Below are 24,254 nucleotides of genomic sequence, written 5' to 3' on the forward strand. Positions count from 1 at the left end.
GCTGCGCGCCACGCGACGGAACGGCCAAGTGATTGAGGAAGGCAGATACGCACGTGTTGATGACGCAGACGATGCGCTGGTTCGGGCCCAACGACCCCGTGTCGCTGCAGGGCATAAGGCAGGCCGGCGCCACCGAGGTGGTCACCGCGCTGCACGAGGTGCCTAATGGAGCGATATGGGAGCGGGGGGCGATCGCCGCGCGCAAGGCCATGGTGCAGGCAGCGGAACTTGCTTGGACGGTGGTCGAGAGCCTCCCGGTGGCCGAAGGGCTGAAGACCCGATCCAGCGATTGGGATCGGCTGATCGATCATTATCGGCAGAGCCTCATCAACCTGGCTGCCTGTGGCATCACGGTGGTGACCTATAATTTTATGCCGCTGCTCGATTGGACGCGCACCGATCTCGGCTGGGAATTGCCCGACAGCGCGCGCGCACTGCGCTTCGAGGCGGTGGCCGTCGCGGCGTACGATCTGTTCATCCTGCAGCGTCCGGGCGCGGCCGACAGCTATGACGAAGCGATCCGGGAAGCGGCGGCAGTGCGCTACGCGGCGATGGACGATGCCGCGCGGACCAAGCTGGAACGCACAATCATCGCTGGTCTGCCCGGCAGCGAGGAAGGGTTCACCTCGCCCGCCTTCCTGCGCGCGATCGAGACCTATGCCGATTTGGATGCGGCGCGGCTGCGCGACCATCACGTTGCCTTCCTGCAGGCGGTGTGCCCGCTGGCGGACGAACTGGGCATCCGGCTGGTGGTGCATCCGGACGATCCGCCCTTTCCGATCTTCGGCCTGCCGCGCGTCGTCAGCACCGAGGCGGATGTCGCCGAGCTGTTCGCGCGCGTGCCCAATCGCTCCAACGGGTTGTGTATGTGCACCGGATCGTTTGGCGTGCGCGCGGACAATGATCTGCCCGGCATGGTCGATCGGCTGGGCGACCGGATCGGCTTCCTCCATCTGCGTTCGGTCCAACGCGAGGCCGACGGCGCGTTCCACGAAGCGGCGCACCTTGAGGGCGATGCCGGGATGGCGGCGGTGATGGCGGCGGTGCACCGCCTCTCGGTGCGGGAAGCGCGCAGCATCCCGATGCGGCCCGATCACGGCCATCAGCTGCTCGACGATCTCGGCCGGGCGACCAATCCGGGCTATTCGCTGATCGGGCGGATGCGCGGGTTGGCCGAGTTGCGCGGCCTGGAGCGCGGCATCGCGCATATGGCGGGAGGGATGGCATGACCCGCGCACTCGAACTGCCAGCGCGGCGGCGCTGATGATCGAAGTAAATCCAGCACTGCGTATGATCTTCAAAAGGCGCTGCTTGGTGCGTTAGAGCAGTCGCTTATCCCCCGACAGAAGGACGGCAGCGGTGGTGGATATCGGATGGACGTCGCTGCAGCATTAAAAACCTGCCTGCGCGGGAATGCTCGCGCGCGATAATGATAAACCACGATGGTGTTGTTCGCGGCGCGCCCGACGCAGCAGGTCGAGATTGCCCACCACCCCGGCAGCGCCAAGCCGGACCGACTGATCGTCCTCGACTTGGCCGGGTACCAGAATGCGCCGCGACGCTGCTGGGAGGGCGATGGCGGCAGCGGCGCCGGCGGCATATTTGGTCACGCCGCCCTGCACCAGCGCGCGGATCAGCGCGTCCGCCCGCCGCAACAGCGCTGGCGAAAATACCGTGTCCGACAGGATCTGTTCGAGATCGCTGGATTGCGACGGGTCGTAGTAGATGCCCAATCGGTCCACGACGATCGAGCAGGGCGGGACGAGCAGCGTGCCCAAGCCCAGCGAGCGAATGAAGCCATCCTCGATACGAGTGATGTCGACACTAGCGTCAGCGGCATGCTGGAGAAGGCCCCGCGGTGCGCGCGAGGGCCACAGCGCGATCGATTTGCCGATCGGCGTTCCCGCAACCTTGGACGACCCTAGCGTCGGCGATTGATCGGACCATAGCAGCTGCCGGAGTGTGTGGCTCTTCCAACGCCGGATACCGGCAACACTGGCAATGGACCGATTGCTGTCGATCTCGACGCGCCAGCGCGCGAGAATGGAGATCCAGCCGACGACGTCGATCTCTCTGCCATCGAACGGATCGACATAGTTAAAGGCATCGACCGCTTGGACGAAGCGGTGGCGGGCTTCCTGGAGGTCGACGGACAGGCCGGTGGCCGCGTCATGAACGTGGCGCTCGCTCGCCGCGGCGAGCAGCGCAAGCTCATCATCCGGTGCGGCAATGATGCGCTCGGCGCGCGCGATGAGCGACCAGGCATCATAATCTCCCACCAGATGGTGGGCGCCGATCGGGCCTGCCGCCCGCTGCCGCGGTTTTCCAGCAGGGAAGGAGAGCAACATGCCGCGCGCCTGCTCATGCCGCACGATCTCCGACAGGAGAGGGTCGCGAAGTTCCGGCGGGACGCGCACGAGCACGGCGACGCGCGGAAGCACGGGAGGTTTGGCCCAGAAAGCACCCCCGACCTGAGCTTGCTCCACTGCTTGGCAGATCGCCAGGATGTCGCGGGCGGAGCGGACTGGGGCAGCACCGTGCCGGCGCCGGCGCGGTCCGCCGAGCGGCCTGGCGCCAGGAAACGGCGGCGCACGAAGGATCGCCTGTGCCGGTTCAATCTCTGAAGCGCTTGACCTCGACATGCCCACCTGGAGTCGTGAGCACCGTGCTCGCCGCCGTTATTGCGCACTTGGCGGGATCCACGGCTCGTCGTTTTACTAGGCCGCGCGAAAAATCTCGAGCGCTAGCGCATGCGCCAGCCAGTAGCGCGGCCATGGCTTTCACTGCATCCGTTGCCGCCAAACTTTCACTGCATCCGTTGCCGCCAAAAATGTCGCAGCGCCGCCCGTAAAAACACCAGCCGAGCCATGGGATACATCGGCTACGTAAGGTCGGGCCGGGCGACAATGATGGCGACGTCAGTCGACATGCTGCCCGCCGACCGCTCTACAGTTCAGCGCCAAATTGATCGACGGGAAGACATGGCCGATACCTCCACAACGTCACAGACTGCCCAAGACGACACGGCCCATATGCTGGTGCCGTTGACGGCGGAGTTGCACGGCCGATGGCGCATCGCAAAGGGCGACTTTGGCCATGCCAGCGATACGCCCTTCGTTCCGGTTCTTCTGGCCGAGTTCGCCGCCGTTGCGCGAACCTATCCCATCGTGTTCTCGGCGACCGATCCGTCGCCCATGGCGCTGCTGGGCCTGGAGCGCGCCAATCTCTTCGTGAGCAACGGCGCCTGGGATGCGGAGCAGGTCGCGACCGGTGGCCCCGCCGCACGGCCGAGCGAGGCTTATGTCCCGGCGTATATCCGCCGCCATCCCTTTGCCCTGCTGCGCACACCGGACGACCGGCACGTGCTGGCGATCGATCCCGCAAGCGCGTTGCTGCGCGTGGACGGGGAGGAGGGCGAACCAATGTTTGTCGAGGGCAGCCCGAGCCCCACGACCCAATCGGCCCTCGCTTTTTGCGAGGCGTTCCGGCTGCAGGCCGACAGCACCATCGAATTCGTCAAGGCGCTGGAGGCGCGCGAGCTCCTGGTCGAGCGCCAGGCGCAGCTGGTGCTGAACAACGGACGCAATCTGGGGCTCACCGGCTTGCGGGTCGTCGACGAGCGCAGGTTCGTGAAGCTCGACGGACCGACCATCGTCGAGTGGCACGCAAAGGGCTGGCTTGCCCCCATTCATTTCCATCTGGCGTCGCTGGATCGTTTTGGCGCGCTCGCCCGGCGCCAGGCGTTTCGGGATGAGACCGAGACTTCCGGCGCCGACGCGACACGGCCTGGGGCCGGTGCTCCACTTGCGCACATCGAGCCGGTTGCTTGACGCGGGCTATCCGCGTGCATCGTTTCGTTACCATCGTTACCGCGGTATGCAGGCAAGCTTCCCCGTCCGTCGCACCGTATGCGGGTCGCGTCTCGACGTTGGTGGGCTAAGCGACTGCCAGCTTTGCCGCTTTCCATGCCGTGTGCATGCGGCGTCGCGCGAGAGTGACCTGCAGGGTTGCAGCAAGCCGTCCCCGCGCAGCTTCCGGGTGAGCTGTAATGGCACTCGACGCCCACGTGCGGCGCCAGCCGATTCCGCGGCGTGACGCAGATGCCGCAAAAAACCGCATCGGTACGGCGCAGGATGTTCTATGGATTGCGCGCCGCGCATCGCCGCGGGGCGCTGTCACGGGGGAGATCATGCAACAACGGATCGGCCTCCTTGGCGCTGCTGCGCTGCTGGTGCCTGCTGTCGCTGCTGCTGCGCCACCGGGCGGGGTTCGCGTAAGTTTGCCATTGCAGCCGTTGGCGCAAAGCCTGCAGGCCATCGCGCAACGGTTCGGCATCGAGCTCCTCTTCTCGCCAGACATGCTCGCCGGCCGTACCGCACCCGCGGTTTCCGGACGCTTCGACGCGGCGCGCGCCTTGAACCTCGTGCTGGCGGGTTCCGGCCTGACGTTCCGCCGGACGGCCGAAGGAAGCTACGTCGTGGTGAAAACTGCGATCGCGGCGGAGGCCGCGCCGGAAGCAATTCCCGAAATCCTGGTCATTGGGCGCCGAACCCAGAACGCGGATATCCGTCGCACGGACAATGACGTCAGACCGTATCAAGTCGTCACCAGGCAGCAGATCGCGGCATCGCATGTCGCCACCGTCGAGGAGCTCGCCGCCAAACGGCTGCCGGCCAATGCGCAAGGGGCGACGCTGTCACAGCAAGGGGCGGCGGCATATGGCGAGACGGCGTCGTCGATCAATCTTTTTGGGCTTGGCACGGCGCAGACACTCATCCTGGTCGACGGGCGACGCCTGCCGCAGATGGCGAATGAGATTGTCGGCTTCCTGCAATCCGACGTGAACGCGATCTCGCCCGAGGCGATCGACCGGGTCGAGGCAATCACCGCGACGGCGGGCGGGATCTACGGTCCAGGTGCCAATGCCGGCGTCGTCAATCTGGTGTTGCGGCGCGACTATCGCGGCGCCAGCATCGCGGTAACCAACGGTGTTACCGCGCGCGGCGATGCGCCTTACCGGAGGGTCGATGCCCGGCTGGGGTTCACGCCGGACCATGGCCGGACCGAGGTCATGCTCGGCCTGTCGGCATCCGACTTTGCCGGCCTTGCGGCAGGCGAGCGGGATTATCTGGCGCGCGCCAATGCACGCACCTTCGCCAACGACCCATCCTATATCGCGTCATACGCTGTCCCAGCATCGTCCTCGCTCAACGTCGTATCGCAGGACGGCAGGCCGCTGACGTTCAAGCCGAGCTATGGCGGCGCGGCGCTGGGATCGCCGTACAGCTATGCCGCACCGGCCGATGGCCGTTCCGCATCGGCCCTGGCGCAGGAACTGACCAAGCATGCGGGTATGCTGGATACGACGCCCAGCGCCAACGCCGGCGGGGGCGGGGCTTCGTTGCTGTCGGGGCGGCGTACCCGTTCGATCATCGCGAGTGTGCGTCACCGATCCGGTCCGATCGAGCTGTTCGCCGATTTCCTGCGCTTGACGAACAAGGGTCATGCGGTGGTGTCATACGCGAATGTCGGCACCATTCTTGCCGCCGACGATCCCGGCAATCCCTTCACCCAGGCCGTCACGGTCTATTCGGCCGACCCGGACCTGCGGCACGATTACGACTTTCGCGACGATGTGACGCGATCGACCGGCGGTGTGATCCTGGACCTTCCCCGGCGCTGGCGCGCGAGCGCGGATTACAGCTTCGGGTCGGCGCGGCGCAGCCTCGATGGGCGGGGCCGATATTTCACGTTGCCCGGGCTGATCAGCTATTTCTCGCAGCGCGACGCTAGCGGCAAACCGCGCAACCCGCTTGGCGATTACTCGGCCTATACCGGCTCCTTTGATGGCCTGTTCGGCCCGGACAGCCGAACGTTCGAGCAGACCAACCGCTTTTCCGACGCCACGTTACGGGTCGCGGGACCCTTGGTCCGGCTGGAAGGTGGCGATCTCACCGCGACCCTACTTGCCGAGCAGCGGGCCGAGCATGTCGCGGGCGGGATCGCGACCCAATCCTCGGCCCTGCTCGCCGATATCGGCCCGACGCCGTTGCCCGAATTTTCGCAAGGCACGCAGTCCTTCTACGGGGAATTGCGTGCTCCTCTCTTTAGCGAGCATTCCGACCGGCGTTTCTTGCGCGGTCTCGAGCTGCAGCTGGCGGTGCGGCATGATCGTTCCAATACGCGCGCGCCGCTCGATACGGTGGCCGGCGCGGGGACACGGACCGTGCGTGTTGCGGGCACCGTCTACACCGCCGGCTTGAAGGTATCGCCCGTCGCTGGCGTCATGCTCCGCGGCAGCGTTTCGACCGGCGAACAGCCACTCACCGTGCTGGGCTTGTCGCGGCGCGTAACCTCCAGCCTGTCGCTATTGCCCGATCCCAAAAGGGGCAATCAGCGCTCGTTATATTCTTTCGACCAGATATTGGGCGGGCCGCTGCACCCGGTACCGGAGCGTGCGCGGAGCATCTCGGCCGGAATCGTCGTGCAGCCCGCCCTAATGGGGCGCTTGCGCCTCTCGCTCGACTATATCCACATCACCAACGAGCGCGAGAGCGTGAACAGCCTTGCTGGCAATAGCGATTTTTTCATCGCCAACGAGGAGTTGTACCCCGATCGGGTGATCCGCCTTCCTCTCACGCCAGCGGATATCGCGCTCGGCTACACCGGTGGCCGCATTGCCGTGGTAGATACGGGAAGCCTTCAGACCGGCTCGACGACGATCGACACGCTGAATGGACGCCTCGACCTCAACATTCCGACGGCGCGGGCGGGCGCGGTCGACCTGTCCGCCGCGGCAACCTGGCAACCGTATTTCAAGCAAGTGATCGGCTTCGGAATGCCCGATCGCGATTATCGCAACGCCATCGATGGCGCACTCGCCATCCGCGGCAATGCCGGTGCGCGCTGGAGCAAGGGCCCATGGTCGTTGTCCGTAGACGGGCAATTTACCGGAAGCTACCGGATCACCAGCGCGCTCGAATATCTTCGCGATCTCTTCGACGAGGACGTTCGCTTGCAGGGGGGCGATCGTGTGCCGGCGCAAGCTTCAGTCGATATGGGCGTCGAGTATCGGATGGTACTGCCGGGCCAAGGGCTGATGGGCCGCGCACGCACGCTGGACATCCGGTTCGGCATCCAAGACGTTCTCGACCAACGTCCTGCCACCGTCGTGAACGCGCCGGGCGACTATAGCAGCTATGCCGATCCGCGACGGCGACGCTTCGAGTTGACGATTGGCGCGGGCTTTTGATGCGTCGTGTGGATTTCCCCGCAGCATGCGTCCTGCCTATCGATGAGAACGCATGACAGTCGCTGCGCCGGGCCATTGCGCTCCATGGCCGGATCGCCGAGGCTGGCGTTTGGCGGTCCGATCGCGCACATGCCGATCGTGGACTCATCCCCCTTCGACTCAGATGACGATCACGCGCGCGGCGTAGCGCTCGAAGCATTGCGCGCGCCGCTGACCGGATATTTCCGGCGCAGGGTGCGGCAGCAGGATGATGTGCCGGATCTGGTGCAAGAGGTATTTGCGCGCCTGTCGACGCGCGGCGCAACCGACGATATCGACCATTTGCGGGGGTACCTGTTCCAGGTCGCCGCCAGCGTGCTGGCCGACCGCCAGCGCCGGCGCACCGTTCGGCATGAAGACGCGCATGTCGAGTTCGACCCCGAAAGCATGGGTGAGCCCCAAATCGGCTCAGACCGCATTCTGGCCGGACGGGAGGCGCTGAAAGCGGCACTAACGGCGCTGCAGGCGTTGCCCGAACGCACGCGCACGATCTTCGTGCTGCGCCGTCTGGAGGGCATGCGGTACATCGACATCGGCAAGCGTCTCGGCTTGTCGGTCAGCGCGGTGGAGAAGCACATGGTCCGCGCCGTTGCGCATTTGGCAGCGCTAAGGGACATGCCATGACGATTGCCGTCACCAAGGCGCGTCTCGCGACGCTCACGCCCGCCGAGGGGGCCGCTTTATGGATGGTCCAGCAGGATCAGGGAGCGCCCGTCGAAGCAGGCCTGTTCGAGGATTGGCTCGCGCAAAGCGAGGCGAACCGCGCCGCCTGGGCCGCCGTCGACGCCGCCTGGGATCTGTTCGACGATGCCGACGATCCGGCATTCGCTGCGCTACGCGAGGCGGCGCTGGCAGACGTCGCGCCACCCGGTAGGAGCCGCTTACCCGGAGGGTGGCGGTCGGTCGCCGCGGCCGTCGCGCTGATCGTGGCGGTCGCTGGCGGCGTGCACCTGAGCCAACCTCCGTCCGACAGCGACCAGATCGCTGCCGCGACTGGACCGTCATCGACCGAGCGAACCTATGCTTCGCCACGCGGCGCGATCCGCGACGTCGTACTGGCCGACGGCACGCACATGACGCTCGGATCGGAGGCGCGTGCCCGGGTCGATCTTTCCGGCCGCCGGCGCCAGGTGGCGCTCGATCGGGGCGATGCCGTCTTCGCCGTCGTTCACGACGCTGCGCGGCCGTTCGCCGTTACGGCCGGGGACAGGACGATCGTGGATGTGGGCACCCGCTTCAAGGTCGCGATCCAACAGGACGCTTTGACGGTGTCGCTGTACGAGGGCAGCGTTCGCATCGACGATCGGGCCGGCCACGCGACTACTCTCAGCCCGGGCCAGCAACTGGTCGCCCGGGCCGGTAGGCGCGACACGATCATGCTCATCGCCGCCGGCGACGGCGCGGGAGGCGATCTGGCCCAGTTCGACGATGTCACGTTGGCCGCCGCGGCGGAGACGATCAATGCGGGCAGCACCGTGAAGCTCGTGATCACGGACCCGGCCGTGGGCAGGCTACGCGTGTCGGGTCAATTTCGCCTTCGCGATCCACAACGGTTTGCGCGGACGGTGTCCGAATTACTGTCGCTGCGCGTCGTCAGGGCGACGCCGACGCGGCTCGAATTGCGCAAACGGCGCTAGCCTTCGCCTGGCCGTACGCCGCGCCACTGCCAACCCCTTACGACGCTTTGGAAACGGTGCGGTCGGCCGCTAACGGCGACGCGTGCCGATAGAGCGGCCTTTCAACTTCATCGAACGTCGGCGCCGATTTAATCCGGCTATTTGCGCATGTGGAAATTCTTAAAGTCAACGTCATCGCTACCGACGCCTTGAAGGAGACCCACTGTGCCGATCACCGCAACCCCGACCCCTGGAAAGTCCCTCATCTCGCCGAGCGACCACACGCTGATCCTGATCGACTTCCAGTCGCAAATGGCCTTCGCCACCAAATCGATCTCGGCCGAACTGCTGCGCAATAACGCCGCGCTTGTCAGCCGCGCCGCCCACTCGTTCGGCGTGTCGACGATCCTGACCACCGTTGCCGAGAAAAGCTTTTCGGGCCCGATGTTCGACGAGATCGTCGAGGCGTTCGATCACCAGCCGATGCTGGACCGCACGTCGATGAACACGTGGGAAGACGCCGCGGTGATCGAGGAGGTCAACCGCATCGGCAAGGAGCGGATCGTGTTTGCCGGTCTGTGGACCAGCGTCTGCATCGTCGGCCCGGTGGCGTCCGCGATCGACCAGGGGTTCGACTGCTATTTCATCGCCGATGCCTGCGGCGACGTTTCGATCGAAGCGCACGAGCGTGCGGTGCAGCGGATGATCCAGCTCGGCGCCAAGCCGATGACGTCGCTGCAATATCTGCTCGAGCTGCAGCGCGACTGGGCGCGCACCGAAACCTACGAATCGACCACCGGAATTGCGAAGAAATGGGGCGGCGCCTACGGGCTTGGCGTGACCTACGCCAAGACGATGTTCGGCGCGTCCGAGGCCCATGGCTGAACCAGCCCACACGACAGGGGGACCATCATGCCAGATCTGACCATCGAATTATCCCGTCGGGCCGTCATGCTCGCCTCAGCCGGTGCGGCTGCGACGACGCTGCTGCCCGCCATGACCTTCGCCCAAGCCAACCATCACAAACCCAACGGAGTTACCAACATGAGCAGCGGATTCGTCAAGACCAAGGACGGCACGGACATCTTCTTCAAGGATTGGGGCCCCAAGGATGCCCAGCCGATCGTGTTCCATCACGGCTGGCCGCTGTCGTCGGACGACTGGGACGCGCAGATGCTGTTCTTCCTGAACAAGGGCTACCGCGTCGTGGCGCACGATCGCCGCGGTCATGGTCGTTCGGCGCAGGTCGATACCGGGCACGACATGGACCATTATGCATCGGACGCCTCGGCCGTCGCCGAGCATCTTAACCTGAAGAACGCCGTGCATATCGGCCATTCGACCGGCGGTGGCGAAGTGGCGCGCTATGTCGCCAAGTTCGGCCAGCCGCAGGGCCGCGTCGCCAAAGCCGTATTGGTCAGTTCGGTGCCGCCGATCATGCTCAAGACCGAGCGCTATCCCGGCGGCCTGCCGATGTCGGTGTTCGACGGCTTCCGCAGTGCGCTTGCCGCCAATCGCGCGCAATTCTTCCGCGATGTCGCCGCCGGCCCGTTCTATGGCTTCAACCGCCCCGGCGCGACGGTGATGGTGCCGGTGATCGACAATTGGTGGCGGCAGGGCATGACCGGCAGCGCGCTGGCGCATTATGCCGGGATCAAGGCGTTCTCCGAAACCGATCAGACCGACGATCTGAAGGCGATCAAGGTGCCGACGCTGGTGATGCAGGGCGATGACGATCAGGTCGTGCCGTACAAGAATGCTGTGGAACTGCAGGCCACGTTGCTGCCGAACGCCACCAAGAAGGTCTATAAGGGCTATTCGCACGGCATGCTGACCGTGAACGCGGATGTCCTCAACGCCGATCTGCTCGCCTTCATCCGCGGCTGATCCCGAAGCCTGGCGCACGAGGAGGTTGTCGCGATGAAACCCTATCTGATCGCACTCGCCGCCGGCCTGCTGGTCGGCGGCATCTACAGCCTCCTCGGCGTCAAATCGCCGGCGCCACCGGCGATCGCGTTGATCGGCCTGCTCGGTATCCTGCTGGGTGAGCAGATCGTGCCGATCGCGCGGCGGATATGGGCCGGCGAACCGGTCGCCGCCTCCGTCGCGCGCACCTGCGCCGCGCCGGTGCTGGGGCGGTTGCCCGGCGATCGGTCGGCCACCGCGTCGCGGCGAGACACGGCATGACCCCAACCCGGCGCGACACGCTAGCCGGCGCGGCCGCGGCAGCCGCGACGTCTTTGTTTGCCCGTCCCCTGTCCGCCGCCACAAGGAAACCGATCATGACCGACCTGATCCTCGTCAATGCGAAGGTGACCACGCTCGATCGCGAAAACCCGCAAGCGCAGGCGATCGCCATCCGCGACGGCAAGTTCCTCGCCGTCGGCAGCGAACAGGAGGTTCGCGCTGCCGCGCCCCAGGCGCAGGTGATCGATGCGAAGGGCCGCCGCATCATCCCCGGCCTGATCGACAGCCACATGCATGTCATCCGCGGCGGGCTGAACTACAATATGGAATTGCGCTGGGACGGGGTGCCGAGCCTGGCCGATGCGATGGCAATGCTAAAGCGTCAGGTCGACAAGACGCCCGCGCCGCAATGGGTGCGCGTCGTCGGCGGGTTCACCGAACATCAGTTCGCCGAGAAGCGCCTGCCGACGATCGCCGAGCTGAACGCGGTCGCGCCGGACACGCCGGTGTTCATCCTGCACCTCTATGATCGCGCTTTGCTCAATGCCGCCGCGCTGCGCGTGGTGGGCTATACCAAGGACACGCCCAACCCGCCCGGCGGCGAGATCGTCCGCGACGCGGCGGGCAACCCGACCGGGCTGCTGCTCGCCCAGCCGAACGCGACGATCCTGTATTCGACGCTGGCCAAGGGGCCGAAGCTGCCGCCCGACTATCAGCTCAACTCGACGCGCCATTTCATGCGCGAGATGAATTCGCTCGGGGTTACCGGGGTGATCGACGCGGGCGGCGGGTTCCAGAATTATCCCGACGATTACGAGATCATCGAGAAGCTGCACGCCGATGGTCAGCTCACGCTGCGCATCAGCTACAATCTGTTCACGCAGAAGCCCAAGGAGGAGCTGGCCGACTTTCAGGGCTGGGTCCGCCAAGTCACGCCGGGGCAGGGCGACGATACCTATCGCCACAATGGCGCGGGCGAGATGCTGGTCTATTCCGCCGCCGATTTCGAGGATTTCCGGGTCGAGCGGCCGGACATGCCGGCTAGCATGGAGGGTGACCTCGAGCCGGTCATCCGCCTGCTTGCCGAGCATAAATGGCCGTGGCGGCTGCACGCGACCTACGACCAGACGATCGGCCGCGCGCTCGACGTGTACGAGAAGGTCGCGCGCGATATTCCGTTCGATGGGATCAACTGGTTCTTCGATCATGCCGAGACGATCAGCGACCGCAACATCGATCGCATCGCCGCGCTCGGCGGCGGGATCGCGGTGCAGCACCGCATGGCCTATCAGGGCGAGTATTTCGTCGAGCGCTACGGCGCCAAGGCGGCCGAACGCACGCCGCCGATCGCCAAGATGCTGGCTGCGGGGCTGCACGTCGGCGCCGGCACGGACGCGACGCGGGTGGCGAGCTATAATCCCTGGGTGTCGCTCAACTGGCTGGTGACCGGCCGGACGGTCGGCGGCCTGGGCCTGTACCCTGGCACCAATCGGGTCAGCCGGGAGAAGGCGCTGGCGATGTGGACGCACGAGAATACGTGGTTCTCCAGCGAGGTGGGCAAGAAGGGGCAGATCAAGGCGGGTCAGCTGGCCGATCTGGCGCTGCTGTCGGCCGACTATTTCACCGTGCCGGAGAGCGACATCCCGCACCTTCGCGCGGTCCTGACGATCCTGGGCGGCCAAGTGGTGTTCGGCGAAGGCGACTATGCTCCGCTCGCCCCGGCGCTGCCGCGACCGATGCCCGACTGGTCGCCGGTGGCGACCTTTGGCGGCTATCATCGCACGCCCGAGGCTTCGGCCAAGCTGGCGAGCGCGTGCGGCTGCGCCAGCGGCTGTTCGGTCCATGGCCATGACCATGCTGCGGCGCTGGGGCGCGCGGTGCCGGTCGCCGATGTCCAGAGCTTCTGGGGGTCGTTTGGGTGCGGCTGCTGGGCCGTCTGATCACACTTTCGAGGAGACGTTCGATGAAGCGCTTTGCCCTTCTTGCTGCCCTTGCCCTGATTGGAACGGCACCCGCCCTTGCTGCCCCGAATGCACCGGCGGTGGCCGCGGCGACCGATTATGCCGTCGGGCCGCAATACGACACCACGCATGTCTATGTCGCACCGGAGGATTTCGACCGCTTCGTCGCCAGCCTGACCGCGACGTTCGGCGGCACCAGCAGCAAGAAGGGCGCGTTCCAGGTCACGCCGACGACCAGCAAGACCTTCTCGCAGCTCGTGCTGACCCCGGCCGGATCGGTGTCGGTGTTCGGCTTCACCACCCCGGTGCCGGTCCCGTTCGGCACCGAACGCAACGGCTATCTCGTCACCGACATCGATGCCGCGGTGGCGTCTGCGGTGAAGCATGGCGCGACGCGGTTGATCACCACCTTCCCGGACCCGATCGGCCGCGATGCGGTGGTGCAATGGCCGGGCGGCGTCGGCATGCAGATCTACTGGCACACGACCGAGCCGAACTATCCTGCGCTGGACACCGTGCCCGAGAACCGCGTCTATCTGACCGCCGATGCCGCCGACGCCTTCGTGAAAAGCTGGACCGGCTTCGCGCATGGCCGGGTCGTCTCCGACGACAAGACGGCGGATGGCAACGACATCGGCCAGCCGGGCAAGAGCTATCGCCGTATCAAGGTGTCGTCCGGATACGGCAAGATGACCGTCATGGTATCCGACAATCAGATACCATGGCCCTATGGCCGCGACGTGACCGGTTATGAGGTCGCGAGCCTTCAGGACACGCTGGCCAAAGGCCGTGCGGCCGGTGTCGAAACGCTGGTCGCGCCGCATACCGAACGCGATCGCCAGTCCGCCATCGTGCGCTTCCCCGGCGGCTATATTGCCGAAATCCACTCGGCGATCACGCAATGAACGCCGTCACGGCCCGTGACCCGCGCTTCGTCGATGCGGTCCTCGATTGGCGCTGGACCGGGTTCCTGGCGCGACTTGCGCTGGTCGGTGCCTATCTGCTCGGCGGGATCGTCAAGGCCAGCGACTGGCATGCCGCCATCGCCGAACAGGCGCATTTCGGCATGCAGCCGGCCGCGCTGTGGGCCGCCTTGACGATCGCCGTCGAGATTGTCGGGCCGCTGCTGATCTTGTCGGGACGGTTGGTGTGGCTCGGTGCCGGCATGCTCGGCGTGTTCACGTTGTGCGCCGCGATCACCGCCAACGCCTTCTGGGCGATGCCGGCGGGGCAGGCGCGCTTCATGGCCACCAATGCCTTTTTCGAGCATCTCGGCCTGATCGGCGGTTTCGTCCTTGCTGCCTTGGTGGCGGAGGCCGAGCAGCGCCGGAAGGTCGGGGGACGTGCATAGGCTGGCGCTTCTCGCGATCTGCGCCGCTGCGCCGGCTGCGGCACAGACGATTCCCGGGGCAACACCGGCCACTGGCACCGAGGCCTGGCAGGCCCCGACGCTCAGTATCACGCGCTATGACGAGCATTGGGCGCAACTCGCCGACGCCGCCGAACGGCGCGATCATTGGACCGGCCGGTTCAAATATATTGTGCTCGACGCGGACGCCTATCTCACCACCGGTATCGAGCTTCGCGCGCGCAACGAGCGCTATCGCCACAACCAATGGTTGGGCGGCGCGGCCGCCGACGACAGCTATCTGTGGCTTCGAGCGATGCCCTATGCCGATCTGCATATCGGCAGCGGCAACGTCGGGGTGCGCGGCTTCGTGCAGCCGATCGCCGCTTATGCCGTCGGCGTAGCCCCGTCGGCGAGCCCGATCGACCAGACGCGGGTCGATCTCCTGCAGGGCTTTGTCGACATACGGCTGGGCGCGGAGACGGGCAGTACCGCGGCGCCCGGGGTGACGGTTCGCGCCGGGCGGCAGATGCTGTCATTGGGCACGGAGCGGCTGGTCGGCACACGCTACGGGCCCAACGTACCGCTCGCCTTCGATGGCGTTCGTGGCCTGATTTCACTCGCTGGCGCGACGATCAGCCTATTGGCGGTGCGGCCGGTGCAGCCCGGCACGGGGAGCTTCGACGACACCCGCTCGCGCGCCAAGTCGCTATGGGGCGCCTATCTGACGGTGCCGGCGATCGGGGCGCGTTCCGGCATTGATCTCTTCTATCTGGGCTATCGTAATGCGGCCGCTGTGTTCGGCGGTCGGACGGGCAGCGAACGCCGCGACAGTATCGGCGCGCGCCTGTTCGGTGCGGCAGGCGGCTGGCATTGGAATGTCGAAGGTGTTGCGCAGCGTGGTGATTTTGCCGGACAGCGTATCCGCGCCTGGACGCTGGGTTCCGAGCTCGGCCGTTCCTTCGCCGAAGCGCCGCTGGCGCCCGATACGGTCCTACGCATCAACGTTGTTAGCGGCGACAAGAGGCGCGACGACGGTCGGCTCGGCACCTTCAACGCGCTCTTCCCGAAAGGCAAATATTTCGGTGAGCTATCCCCTGTCGGGCCGACCAACATCGTCAGCGTCAATCCGCACATAGCGGCTCGGCTCGGCCCGGCGCTGTCCGCGAGCGTCGCCGGCATGGCCTATTGGCGCTATTCGCGCGGCGACGGCGTATACGACATTCCCGGCACGCTGATCCGCGCGCCCGGCACGTCGACGGCCCGCTTCATCGGCAAGGAAGCCGAGGCGACGCTCGCCTGGCAGGCCACGCCCGAACTCGAACTCTCCACCTCGCTCTCCGCTTTCGAACCCGGTGCCTTCATTCGCCAGACCGGTTCTGCGAAGACGATCACGATGCTGGGGATCGAGAGCAATTTTCGTTTCTGAACAAGGACATCGCCATGAGCAAAGCTCCCCCGCCATTCGACCCGCGCGTGCCGCTGATGCTGACGCTGTCGGTGGCGACGGGCCTGGTGGATGCGATCAGCGTGCTTGGGCTGGGCAAGGTGTTTACCGCCAACATGACGGGCAATATCGTGTTTCTCGGCTTCGCGGCGGCCGGAACGCCGAATTTTCACGCGCTTTCATATGTCGTCGCGATCGCCGCCTTCCTGCTCGGCGCGCTCGTCGCCGGGAGAACGGGCAAGGCGCATGCGACCAAGCCGTTGCGCCGCTGGCTGATGATCGCCGCGTTGCTCGAGGCGGGGCTGCTGTGGAGCGCCGCCGCCGTGGCGATCGGGTTCGACGTCGCGACCCAGACCCCCGATATCAGGCTTTATGCCATCATTGCGCTCACTGCGGTGTCGATGGGTTTTCGCAATGCCACGATCCGTCAGCTCAAGATCCCTGATCTGACGACCACCGTGCTGACGCTGACGCTGACCGGGCTTGCGGCAGATTCCAGCCTGGCTGGAGGCGGCAATCCAAACGTCGCGCGCAGGATCGCTGCCGTCGTGGCGATCTTCGTCGGCGCGGCGATCGGCGCGGTGCTGGTGTCACGATGGGGACTGCCGACCGCGTTGACGCTGGCCGGCGCGCTGGTGCTCGCGGGGACGATCGCCTGCGCGCTTCATCCCGCCGCCGCCGAGCCCGTGGCAGGCTGAGCGGCTTGGAGATCGTTATTTGGACAATACCCGCTCGACCCGGCGATCGGGAACGAACCACATCACTGCCACGGCGACATAGATGGCCAGGCCGAGGTCAGGCCAAATGAACGACGCCGCAATGCCGGCGGCATACAGCGCGAGCGACAGCATGCCTTTGCGGTCATGGCCGATCGCCTCGGCCAGCTGCGATTCCGGCCCGTCATGGCGGGCCAGCATGGTCGCCAGCAATTGGTATGCGGCAGCGGTCATCAGCAGGATGATGCCATAGCTCGCCACCGGGGCGACCGCATCGCCGCTCTCGCCGATCCAGCTCGTGACGAAGGGTATGAGCGACATCCAGAACAGGAGATGCAGGTTTGCCCACATGATCGCGCCGGTGACGCCGCGCGCCGCCTGGAACAGGTGATGATGATTGTTCCAGTAGATGCCGACATAGGTAAAGCTCAGGACATAGCTCAACAGCACCGGCACGGTGGGCAAGAGGTCGGCGAATGCCGTCCCGTGCGGCACCTTCAGCTCGAGTACCATGATCGTGATGATGATCGCGATCACACCATCGCTGAACGCTTCGATCCGTCCTTTGCCGATGACCTGCCTGCTCATGCCCACGCCCTTATGCTCGACCAGCCGATCGCGGCCATATCGCATGGGAATACGGTGCGGTCGCGCCGGAAGTCACGAATGGCGCGCGGCGTGTGTTGGGCCGGCGCCAGCGGATCAGCCGCCGGGCCGCAGCCCGGCGGCAGGTTGGTCAGGCAGCGTCGACCAGCACGATCTCGCTGTCCTCAAGGGCGGTGATCTTCACCGTATCGACATCGCTGATCGCGACGCCGTCGCGGGCGTTGGCGCGCTGGCCGTCGATCTCGATCGCGCCGATAGCCGGCACCAGATAGCCGCGGCGATCCTTGCCGAGCGGATATTCGGCCGTCTCGCCGGCCTTGAGCGAGGCACCGACAACCCGAGCGTCGGTACGGATTGGCAGCGCGTCGTCATCATTGGCGAAGCCCGAGGCCAACGTCACGAAACGACCGGACCGCTCACCCTTGGGAAACGGACGGGCGCCCCAGCTCGGCTTCTCGCCGGTGCGGGTCGGCTGGATCCAGATCTGGAAGATCTTCGTCGTGACGTCTTCCTTGTTATACTCGGCATGCGTGATGCCGGTACCGGCCGACATCACCTGCACGTCGCCCGCCTCGGTGCGCCCGAGGTTGCCGAGATTGTCCTGATGCGTGATCGCGCCTTCGCGAACATAGGTGATGATCTCCATGTCGCGATGCGGATGCGGCGGAAATCCGGACTGCGGCGCGATCGTGTCGTCGTTCCACACACGCAGATTGCCCCAGCTTTCGCGCTTGGGATCATGCTAATTGGCGAATGAGAAATGGTGCTTGGCATCGAGCCAGCCGTGGTTGGCGCCGCCAAGCGATGCGAAGGGTCGAACGTCGATCATGTCATGTCTCCTGGTCGGTACATCGAGAACGGTGGTTGCCGGTGGGCATTCGTCGCTGCTCCGTTGCGATGGAGATAAGCGGTCTCGACATGATCGATCAGTGCGATAAAGTGCGGGTTAACGTTCTATGGAGTTGAAATGGCCAACCCCGGCACGCCTACTTTCGATCAGCTGCGCGTATTCCTTGCCGTCGTCGAAACCGGCAGTTTCGCGGCCGCCGGCCGCCGCCTGAACCGTGCGGTGTCGGTGGTCAGCTACGGCATCGGCAATCTAGAGGAACAGCTCGGCCTAACGCTGTTCGACCGCGAGGGGACGCGCAAACCGCAATTGACCGTGGCGGGGCGCGCGGTGCTGTCCGAGGTGCGGGGCATTGCGCACGGCGTCGACGAGCTCCGCGCCAAGGTGAAGGGGCTGCTCGAGGGCGTGGAGGGCGAGGTCAATCTGGCCGTCGACGTGATGCTGCCCACCGCACGACTGGGTATCGTCCTGCGGGAATTCGCCGTTGCCTATCCTACCGTGACGCTGCGGCTGCACGTCGAAGCGCTGGGTGCGATCACCGCGTTGGTCCTCGAGGGCAAGGCGGTCATCGGTATTTCAGGGCCGCTGGCCGCCGGCGTCGAGGGCGTCGATTGCAACTCGGTCGGATCGGTGGCGATGGTCCCGGTGGCCGCCCCCGATCACGAACTGGCGCGCATGGAGCGCATCCCGCCGGGCGCCGGCCGGAACTATACCCAGCTCGTGCTGACCGACCGGTCGCCGCTGACCGAAGGACGGGACTTCTCGGTGATGAGTTCGCGCACTTGGCGCCTCGCCGATCTCGGCGCCAAGCATGCGTTGCTGCGCGAAGGGATCGGATGGGGCAACATGCCGCTGCCGCTGATCCAGCCCGACCTGATCGCGGGAACGTTGAAGCGTTTATCGATGCCGGATCATCCCGGCGGGATCTATCGCTTCGCCGGCGTATGGCGGCGCGATACGCCCCCCGGCCCGGCGGCCTCCTGGCTGCTGGATCGCTTCGTCCAGCTCGGCCGCGACGACGGCGAAGAGTCGGGGCTTTCCGATATCTGAGTATGAGAGACCGCGCCTCGCGACGCTACTTCGACCATCGATCGGTGGCTCGATCGGCTTGTTCGGACGCGGTCTTGGAAGCCAGATGAACAAGCGTGGGAAGTTTGGAAGCTGCACATTACCCGCCCGTGTCTGGGGACGACTATCTGCCGCGGCTGATCACCCTGATCCACTATCGTTCGTCGACATCAAGGCCTTCACGACACCCTTTGCCGTGGACACTTTCCCGGATTTCCTGGCCGAAGTGACGCCCTTGGTCACGGTCGGCAAGATCACCTTCGGCGAGGAATTCGTCGATGGTTTCGAACGGCTGCCCGCGACACCCCTGACGCTGTCCGACCCGACGCTGCCGCAGAATTGGAATGGTGCCGGTTGCAGGAATCGAACCCGCGACATCCAGTTTACAAAACTGGCGCTCTACCAACTGAGCTAAACCGGCATCACTCGCCTCCGCCCCATGGGCGGATGGCGCGACTATCGAGCGGGCGGGGCGCCAGTCAAGGCAAATCCGGCCGGAGCCGCCTTGCTGGCATTGCGGGCTTGATCCGCGCGCCATGGGCCATACAAGCGCGCAAGGCGGCCGAGCCAGGTCGCTCCCCGGAGACGATGATGCGCTTGCCCGACCTTTCCGTGCCCCGCATCGCCCTTGCCGGCAGCGCGGATCTGTTCCCCGTGCGGCGGATCTATTGCGTGGGGCAAAACTACGCCGATCATGCGCGCGAGATGGGCTCGGATCCCGATCGGCAGGAGCCGTTCTTCTTTGCCAAGCCGGCCGACGCGGTGGTGGCGAGTGGCGCCACGCTGACCTTTCCGACCTGCACGGAGGATCTCCACCATGAGGTCGAACTGGTCGTCGCGCTTGGCGCCGGCGGCAACGATATCGCTGTTGCGGATGCCCAGGCGCCGATCTTCGGCCATGCCGTCGGCATCGATCTTACCCGCCGCGATCTGCAGGCGGCGGCCAAGAAAGCGGGGCGGCCGTGGGATATGGCCAAGGGTTTCGATCATTCCGCGCCGATCGGCCCGCTGGCGTTGGGCGCGCCGCCGGCCACTGGGTCGATCGCGCTGACGGTGAACGGCGAACCGCGCCAGGCTGGCGATCTGTCGCAGATGATCTGGAGCGTGGCCGAGATCATCGCCAAGCTCTCTCGGCTCGTGGCGCTTGCGCCGGGCGATCTGATTTTCACGGGCACGCCCGCCGGCGTCGGCCCGATCGCGCGCGGAGATAGCGTACGCGCCACGATCGCGGGGATCGCACCGGTCGAGGTGCGTTTTGCCGCATAGCGCGCTGCCCCCCGTCACGCTGCTGCGCGACGCCGCCTTGTTCCTCGATTTCGACGGGACGCTGGTCGAGCTCGCTGCCCGACCCGAGGCGGTGGTGGTCGATGTGCGTCTGGCCACCTTGCTGGAAAGGCTGATCAAGTCGCTGTCGGGCCGGGTCGCGATCCTGAGTGGTCGGCCGGTCGATGGGATCGTCGCACTGTTCGGACCATTGCCGCTGACCATCGCCGGCAGCCACGGCCTGGAGGTGCGCTGGCACGATGGAACGAATTCGCTGCCGGAACGTCCCGGCGCTCTCGATCGTATGCTTTCCATCATGACCCATTTTGCCCACAAGACACCCGGCCTGTTGGTCGAGCAGAAACCCTTTGGCGCGGCGCTGCATTATCGTGCGGTGCCCGCGATGCACGACGCGGCGTTGGCGCTGGCCCGAACGCTGGCCGACGAGACCGGGCTGCATCTGCAGACCGGCAAGATGATGGTCGAGCTGCGCCTGGGCGGCGCCGACAAGGGCACCGCGTTGCGCCGCGTGATGGAGCGGGCGCCGATGGCGGGCTACCGCCCGGTGTTCCTGGGCGACGACGATACCGACGAGCCGGCGCTGGCGGCGGCCGCAGCATGTGGCGGCGCGGGCATCTTGGTGGGCGAGGCGCGACCGAGCGCGGCGACCTATCGGCTGCCCGATGTCGCGGCCACGCTGACCTGGCTGGAAGCCGCATGCGAGCAGGCGGCATGAGTTCGGTGGATCTGTGGCCGATCGGCAATTGCCAGGTCAGTGCGCTGATCGATCGCGCCGGGCGTTTCGTGTGGGGCTGCGTGCCGCGTATCGACGGGGATCCGTTATTTTCGGCGCTGCTCGGCGGCACGGCGCCTGAGCGCGGCTATTGGGCGATCGGGATCGAGGACAGTGTCAGCGTCGAGCAGCATTATGTTCGTAACTCGCCGATCCTGATCAGCCGGCATACCGACGCCAGCGGCAACGCCATCGAGGTGATCGATTTCTGCCCGCGCTTCGAGCGGCAGGGGCGCAGCTATCGCCCGGTCGCTTATGCCCGGATCGTGCGCCCGGTAGCGGGCAGCCCACGCATCCGCGTCGCCATGCGGCCGACCTGCGGCTGGGGCGGGGCGTGCGGCGAACAGACCGGCGGCTCCAACCATATCCGCTTCGCCATGCCGACGATGCAGTTGCGGCTCAGTACCACCGCGCCGATCGGTATGGTCGAGGCGGAACGCGCGTTCCGGCTGGAACGACCGCTGCACTTCTTTCTCGGGCCGGACGAAAGCTTTGCCGGCGATCTGGCGGCAACGCTGGATACGATGCTGGCTGACACGACCCGCCATTGGCAGGAATGGGTCCGCGGGCTAGCCATCCCGCTGGAATGGCAGGACGTGGTGATCCGCTCGGCGATCACGCTCAAGCTATGCCAGCACGAGGAAACCGGCGCGATCGTCGCGGCGATGACCACGTCGATTCCCGAACATGCCGATTCCGGGCGCAACTGGGATTATCGCTACTGCTGGATCCGCGACGCTTATTATACCGTGCAGGCGCTCAACCGGCTTGGCGCGCTCGACGTGCTCGAGGGCTATCTCGGCTATCTGCGCAATATCGTCGATGATGCCGCGGGTGGCCATATCCAGCCGCTGTACGGCGTGCTCGGCGAAGCGACGCTGGAGGAACGCGTGGCGCCCGATCTGCCCGGCTATCGCGGCATGGGACCGGTGCGCATCGGCAACCAGGCCTATGAACAGATCCAGCACGACGCGTACGGCCAGATCGTGTTGTGCGCAGTCCACGCCGTGTTCGACACGCGGCTGTTCCGCATGGCCGGGGTGGAAGACTTCGAAGCGCTGGAACGCGTCGGCGAACGCGCCTGGCAGAATTACGACGCGCCCGATGCCGGCCTGTGGGAGCTGCGCACGCGCAAGAGCGTGCACACCTATTCGTCCGCCATGTGCTGGGCGGCGTGCGACCGGCTGGCCAATGCCGCGCAGGCGTTGGGTCTGAACGAGCGCTGCGTGTTCTGGCAGGAACGCGCTGATACGATCCGTGCGAGAATCGAAAGCGCGGCGTGGCGGCCGGACACGCGACGCATGTCGGCGACCTTTGCGGGGGACGATCTTGACGCCAGCGTGCTGCAGTTGCTCGACCTGCGCTTCCTCGAGCCCGACGACCCCCGCTTCCTCGATACGCTGAAGGCCGTCGAGGAGGGCCTGCGCCGCGGCTCGTTCATGTTGCGCTATGCGATCGAGGACGATTTCGGCCTGCCCGAGACGGCGTTCAACGTCTGCACCTTCTGGCTGATCGAGGCGCTGCACTTTACCGGCCGTAGCGCCGAGGCCCGCGCCTTGTTCGAGGAGATGCTCGCGCGCCGCACCGCGGCCGGCTTGCTGTCCGAGGATATCGATCCGGCGACGGGCGAATTGTGGGGCAATTATCCGCAGACCTATTCGCTCGTCGGCATGATCAATTGCGCGGCGCTGCTGAGCAAGCCGTGGAGTTCGATCCGATGAGCCGGCTAGTCATCATCTCCAATCGTGTCTCTGCGCCGAAGGGCTCGGAATCGGGCGCGCAGGGCGGCTTGGCGGTCGCGCTCTCGTCGGCGCTGCGCCAGTATAGCGGCGTGTGGTTCGGCTGGTCGGGGGAACGTACGGATACCTTCACCGGCGACATCCATTTCCAGCGCGACGACGGCGTCACCACCGCGACGATGGACCTGGAGGACCAGGATATCGACGAATATTATAACGGTTACGCCAATCGCACCTTGTGGCCGTTATTCCATTATCGTGTCGATCTGGCCGAATATGAGCGCGAATTTGCCGGCGGCTATCAGCGCGTCAACGAGCGGTTCGCCGCAACCGTCTCGCCGCTGATCGAGCCGGAAGACGTGGTGTGGATCCAGGATTACCACCTGTTCCCCTTAGGCGACGAGCTGCGCCAGCGCGGCTGCGATAATCGCATCGGCTTCTTCCTGCACATCCCCTGGCCGCCGCGCCGTTTGCTCTCGATCCTGCCCGAGGCGCAGGAACTCGTGCGCCGCTTGTTCGCGTATGACGTGATCGGCTTCCACACCGAGGAATGGCTGGAATCCTTCCTCGATTTTGTGCGGCTGGAAATGGGCGCGACCATCGCGGGCGATGTCGTCACGCTCGGCACGCGCAGCGTGCGCGTGCTGGCCTGCCCGATCGGCATCGATACGCCGGAATTCGTCGATCTGGCGCGCAGCGTTACCGCGCGGCTGTCCTATCGTCGCACGCGCGACAGCGCCGATGGGCGCGACATGATCGTCGGCGTCGATCGGCTCGATTATTCGAAGGGGCTGGAAGAGCGCTTTCTCGGCTATGAACGCTTCCTTGTCGAGCATCCCGAGGAGCGCAAGGAAGTGTTCCTGCTGCAGATCGCGCCGCCGTCGCGCGGCGCGGTGGGCAGTTATCAACGCATCCGCAACACGCTGGAAAGCCTGTCGGGGCGGATCAATGGCGCCTATGCCGATGTCGATTGGGTGCCGATCCGTTACGTCAACCAAGGCTATGGCCGCGATACCTTGGCGGGCATTTATCGCGCGGCGAAGATCGGGCTGGTCACGCCGCTCCGCGACGGCATGAACCTGGTGGCCAAGGAATATGTCGCCGCGCAGGATCCGGAAGATCCCGGCGTGCTGATCCTGTCGCGCTTTGCCGGTGCTGCAGCGCAATTGACCGAGGCGATCATGGTCAATCCGTACAGCGCCGAGGAGATGGCCGACGCGATCCTGGTCGCGCTGCGCATGGACCGGGCCGAACGCATCCGCCGCTGGCGCGCCTGCATGGATTCGATCGAGACGTACGACATCAATTGGTGGCGCCAGCAATTCCTCGATGCGCTGATGCTGCCGCTGTCGGTCGCCAGCACCGACTGACC

At 65.7% G+C, this 24,254-nt stretch carries 20 protein-coding genes, 1 tRNA gene and 1 pseudogene; 18 read left to right on the forward strand and 4 right to left on the reverse strand.

The window, feature by feature from the left end:
- Positions 1-59 precede the first annotated feature (59 nt).
- Positions 60-1,229 carry a mannonate dehydratase gene (gene uxuA, locus U1739_RS01420; protein ID WP_332703259.1) on the forward strand — a complete coding sequence of 390 codons (1,170 nt, stop codon included), beginning with the start codon at positions 60-62 and terminating at the stop codon, positions 1,227-1,229.
- A 162-nt stretch (positions 1,230-1,391) separates the two neighbouring features.
- Here uxuA and U1739_RS01425 read toward each other — a convergent pair whose 3' ends face one another.
- The gene (locus U1739_RS01425) at positions 1,392-2,441 is read right to left on the reverse strand and encodes a capsular polysaccharide export protein, LipB/KpsS family (RefSeq protein ID WP_332703261.1); all 1,050 of its coding nucleotides are present in this window, start codon (positions 2,439-2,441) and stop codon (positions 1,392-1,394) included.
- A gap of 468 nt (positions 2,442-2,909) precedes the next feature.
- Here U1739_RS01425 and U1739_RS01430 point away from each other — a divergent pair, with 468 nt between their 5' ends.
- The 12 genes from U1739_RS01430 (at position 2,910) to U1739_RS01485 (ending at position 16,548) form a co-directional block, all read left to right on the forward strand.
- A complete protein-coding gene (locus tag U1739_RS01430; protein WP_332703263.1) occupies positions 2,910-3,830 on the forward strand; it encodes a SapC family protein in 921 nt (306 codons plus the stop codon).
- A 359-nt stretch (positions 3,831-4,189) separates the two neighbouring features.
- The gene (locus tag U1739_RS01435; protein ID WP_332703265.1) at positions 4,190-7,252 is read left to right on the forward strand and encodes a TonB-dependent receptor plug domain-containing protein; all 3,063 of its coding nucleotides are present in this window, start codon (positions 4,190-4,192) and stop codon (positions 7,250-7,252) included.
- 129 nt (positions 7,253-7,381) lie between these two features.
- Complete coding sequence (locus U1739_RS01440; protein ID WP_332703268.1) at positions 7,382-7,915, forward strand: RNA polymerase sigma factor; 534 nt, start codon at positions 7,382-7,384, stop codon at positions 7,913-7,915.
- On the forward strand, positions 7,912-8,928 hold the full coding sequence (locus tag U1739_RS01445; RefSeq protein ID WP_332703270.1) for a FecR family protein: 1,017 nt from the start codon (positions 7,912-7,914) through the stop codon (positions 8,926-8,928). The genes U1739_RS01440 and U1739_RS01445 overlap by 4 nt, the downstream gene beginning before the upstream one ends.
- Before the next feature lie 204 nt (positions 8,929-9,132).
- Complete coding sequence (locus U1739_RS01450) at positions 9,133-9,792, forward strand: hydrolase (RefSeq protein WP_332703272.1); 660 nt, start codon at positions 9,133-9,135, stop codon at positions 9,790-9,792.
- Positions 9,793-9,951: 159 nt separating this feature from the next.
- Positions 9,952-10,794 (forward strand): alpha/beta fold hydrolase, encoded by an 843-nt coding sequence (locus U1739_RS01455; RefSeq protein WP_332704820.1) that lies wholly within the window; start codon positions 9,952-9,954, stop codon positions 10,792-10,794.
- A gap of 33 nt (positions 10,795-10,827) precedes the next feature.
- Positions 10,828-11,094, forward strand: a complete 267-nt coding sequence (locus U1739_RS01460) for a DUF1427 family protein (RefSeq protein ID WP_332703274.1) — start codon at positions 10,828-10,830, stop codon at positions 11,092-11,094.
- 95 nt (positions 11,095-11,189) lie between these two features.
- Complete coding sequence (locus tag U1739_RS01465) at positions 11,190-13,034, forward strand: amidohydrolase (protein WP_332703276.1); 1,845 nt, start codon at positions 11,190-11,192, stop codon at positions 13,032-13,034.
- Positions 13,035-13,057: 23 nt separating this feature from the next.
- The gene (locus tag U1739_RS01470; protein ID WP_332703278.1) at positions 13,058-13,960 is read left to right on the forward strand and encodes a glyoxalase; all 903 of its coding nucleotides are present in this window, start codon (positions 13,058-13,060) and stop codon (positions 13,958-13,960) included.
- A complete protein-coding gene (locus tag U1739_RS01475) occupies positions 13,957-14,406 on the forward strand; it encodes a DoxX family protein (protein WP_332703280.1) in 450 nt (149 codons plus the stop codon). Before U1739_RS01470 ends, U1739_RS01475 begins: the two co-directional genes overlap by 4 nt.
- Positions 14,399-15,832, forward strand: a complete 1,434-nt coding sequence (locus U1739_RS01480) for an alginate export family protein (RefSeq protein ID WP_443025476.1) — start codon at positions 14,399-14,401, stop codon at positions 15,830-15,832. The genes U1739_RS01475 and U1739_RS01480 overlap by 8 nt, the downstream gene beginning before the upstream one ends.
- Positions 15,833-15,846: 14 nt before the next feature.
- Entirely contained in the window at positions 15,847-16,548 is a 702-nt protein-coding gene (locus tag U1739_RS01485; RefSeq protein ID WP_332703282.1) for a YoaK family protein, read from the forward strand.
- Between the two features lie 15 nt (positions 16,549-16,563).
- Here the strand turns inward: U1739_RS01485 and U1739_RS01490 are convergent, their stop codons facing one another.
- Positions 16,564-17,154 carry a TMEM175 family protein gene (locus tag U1739_RS01490; RefSeq protein WP_332703284.1) on the reverse strand — a complete coding sequence of 197 codons (591 nt, stop codon included), beginning with the start codon at positions 17,152-17,154 and terminating at the stop codon, positions 16,564-16,566.
- Positions 17,155-17,302: 148 nt separating this feature from the next.
- A pseudogene (locus U1739_RS01495) lies at positions 17,303-18,001 on the reverse strand (pirin family protein).
- A 138-nt stretch (positions 18,002-18,139) separates the two neighbouring features.
- Here U1739_RS01495 and U1739_RS01500 point away from each other — a divergent pair.
- The gene (locus tag U1739_RS01500; protein WP_332703286.1) at positions 18,140-19,069 is read left to right on the forward strand and encodes a LysR family transcriptional regulator; all 930 of its coding nucleotides are present in this window, start codon (positions 18,140-18,142) and stop codon (positions 19,067-19,069) included.
- A gap of 363 nt (positions 19,070-19,432) precedes the next feature.
- On the opposite strand, the gene U1739_RS01505 is transcribed toward U1739_RS01500, so the two are convergent.
- Positions 19,433-19,508, reverse strand: a tRNA-Thr gene (locus tag U1739_RS01505).
- Positions 19,509-19,678: 170 nt separating this feature from the next.
- On the opposite strand from U1739_RS01505, the gene U1739_RS01510 reads away from it, so the two are divergent.
- From U1739_RS01510 to otsA, 4 genes are read left to right on the forward strand one after another with little or no spacing between them, the layout of a single operon-like run.
- Entirely contained in the window at positions 19,679-20,353 is a 675-nt protein-coding gene (locus U1739_RS01510) for a fumarylacetoacetate hydrolase family protein (RefSeq protein WP_332703288.1), read from the forward strand.
- A complete protein-coding gene (gene otsB, locus U1739_RS01515) occupies positions 20,343-21,086 on the forward strand; it encodes a trehalose-phosphatase (protein ID WP_332703290.1) in 744 nt (247 codons plus the stop codon). Before U1739_RS01510 ends, otsB begins: the two co-directional genes overlap by 11 nt.
- A complete protein-coding gene (locus tag U1739_RS01520) occupies positions 21,083-22,864 on the forward strand; it encodes a glycoside hydrolase family 15 protein (RefSeq protein WP_332703292.1) in 1,782 nt (593 codons plus the stop codon). The genes otsB and U1739_RS01520 overlap by 4 nt, the downstream gene beginning before the upstream one ends.
- Positions 22,861-24,252 (forward strand): alpha,alpha-trehalose-phosphate synthase (UDP-forming), encoded by a 1,392-nt coding sequence (otsA, locus tag U1739_RS01525; RefSeq protein ID WP_332703294.1) that lies wholly within the window; start codon positions 22,861-22,863, stop codon positions 24,250-24,252. Before U1739_RS01520 ends, otsA begins: the two co-directional genes overlap by 4 nt.
- Positions 24,253-24,254: the final 2 nt, after the last annotated feature.

This window comes from Parasphingomonas puruogangriensis (assembly GCF_036663635.1).
Taxonomy (GTDB): domain Bacteria; phylum Pseudomonadota; class Alphaproteobacteria; order Sphingomonadales; family Sphingomonadaceae; genus Sphingomonas.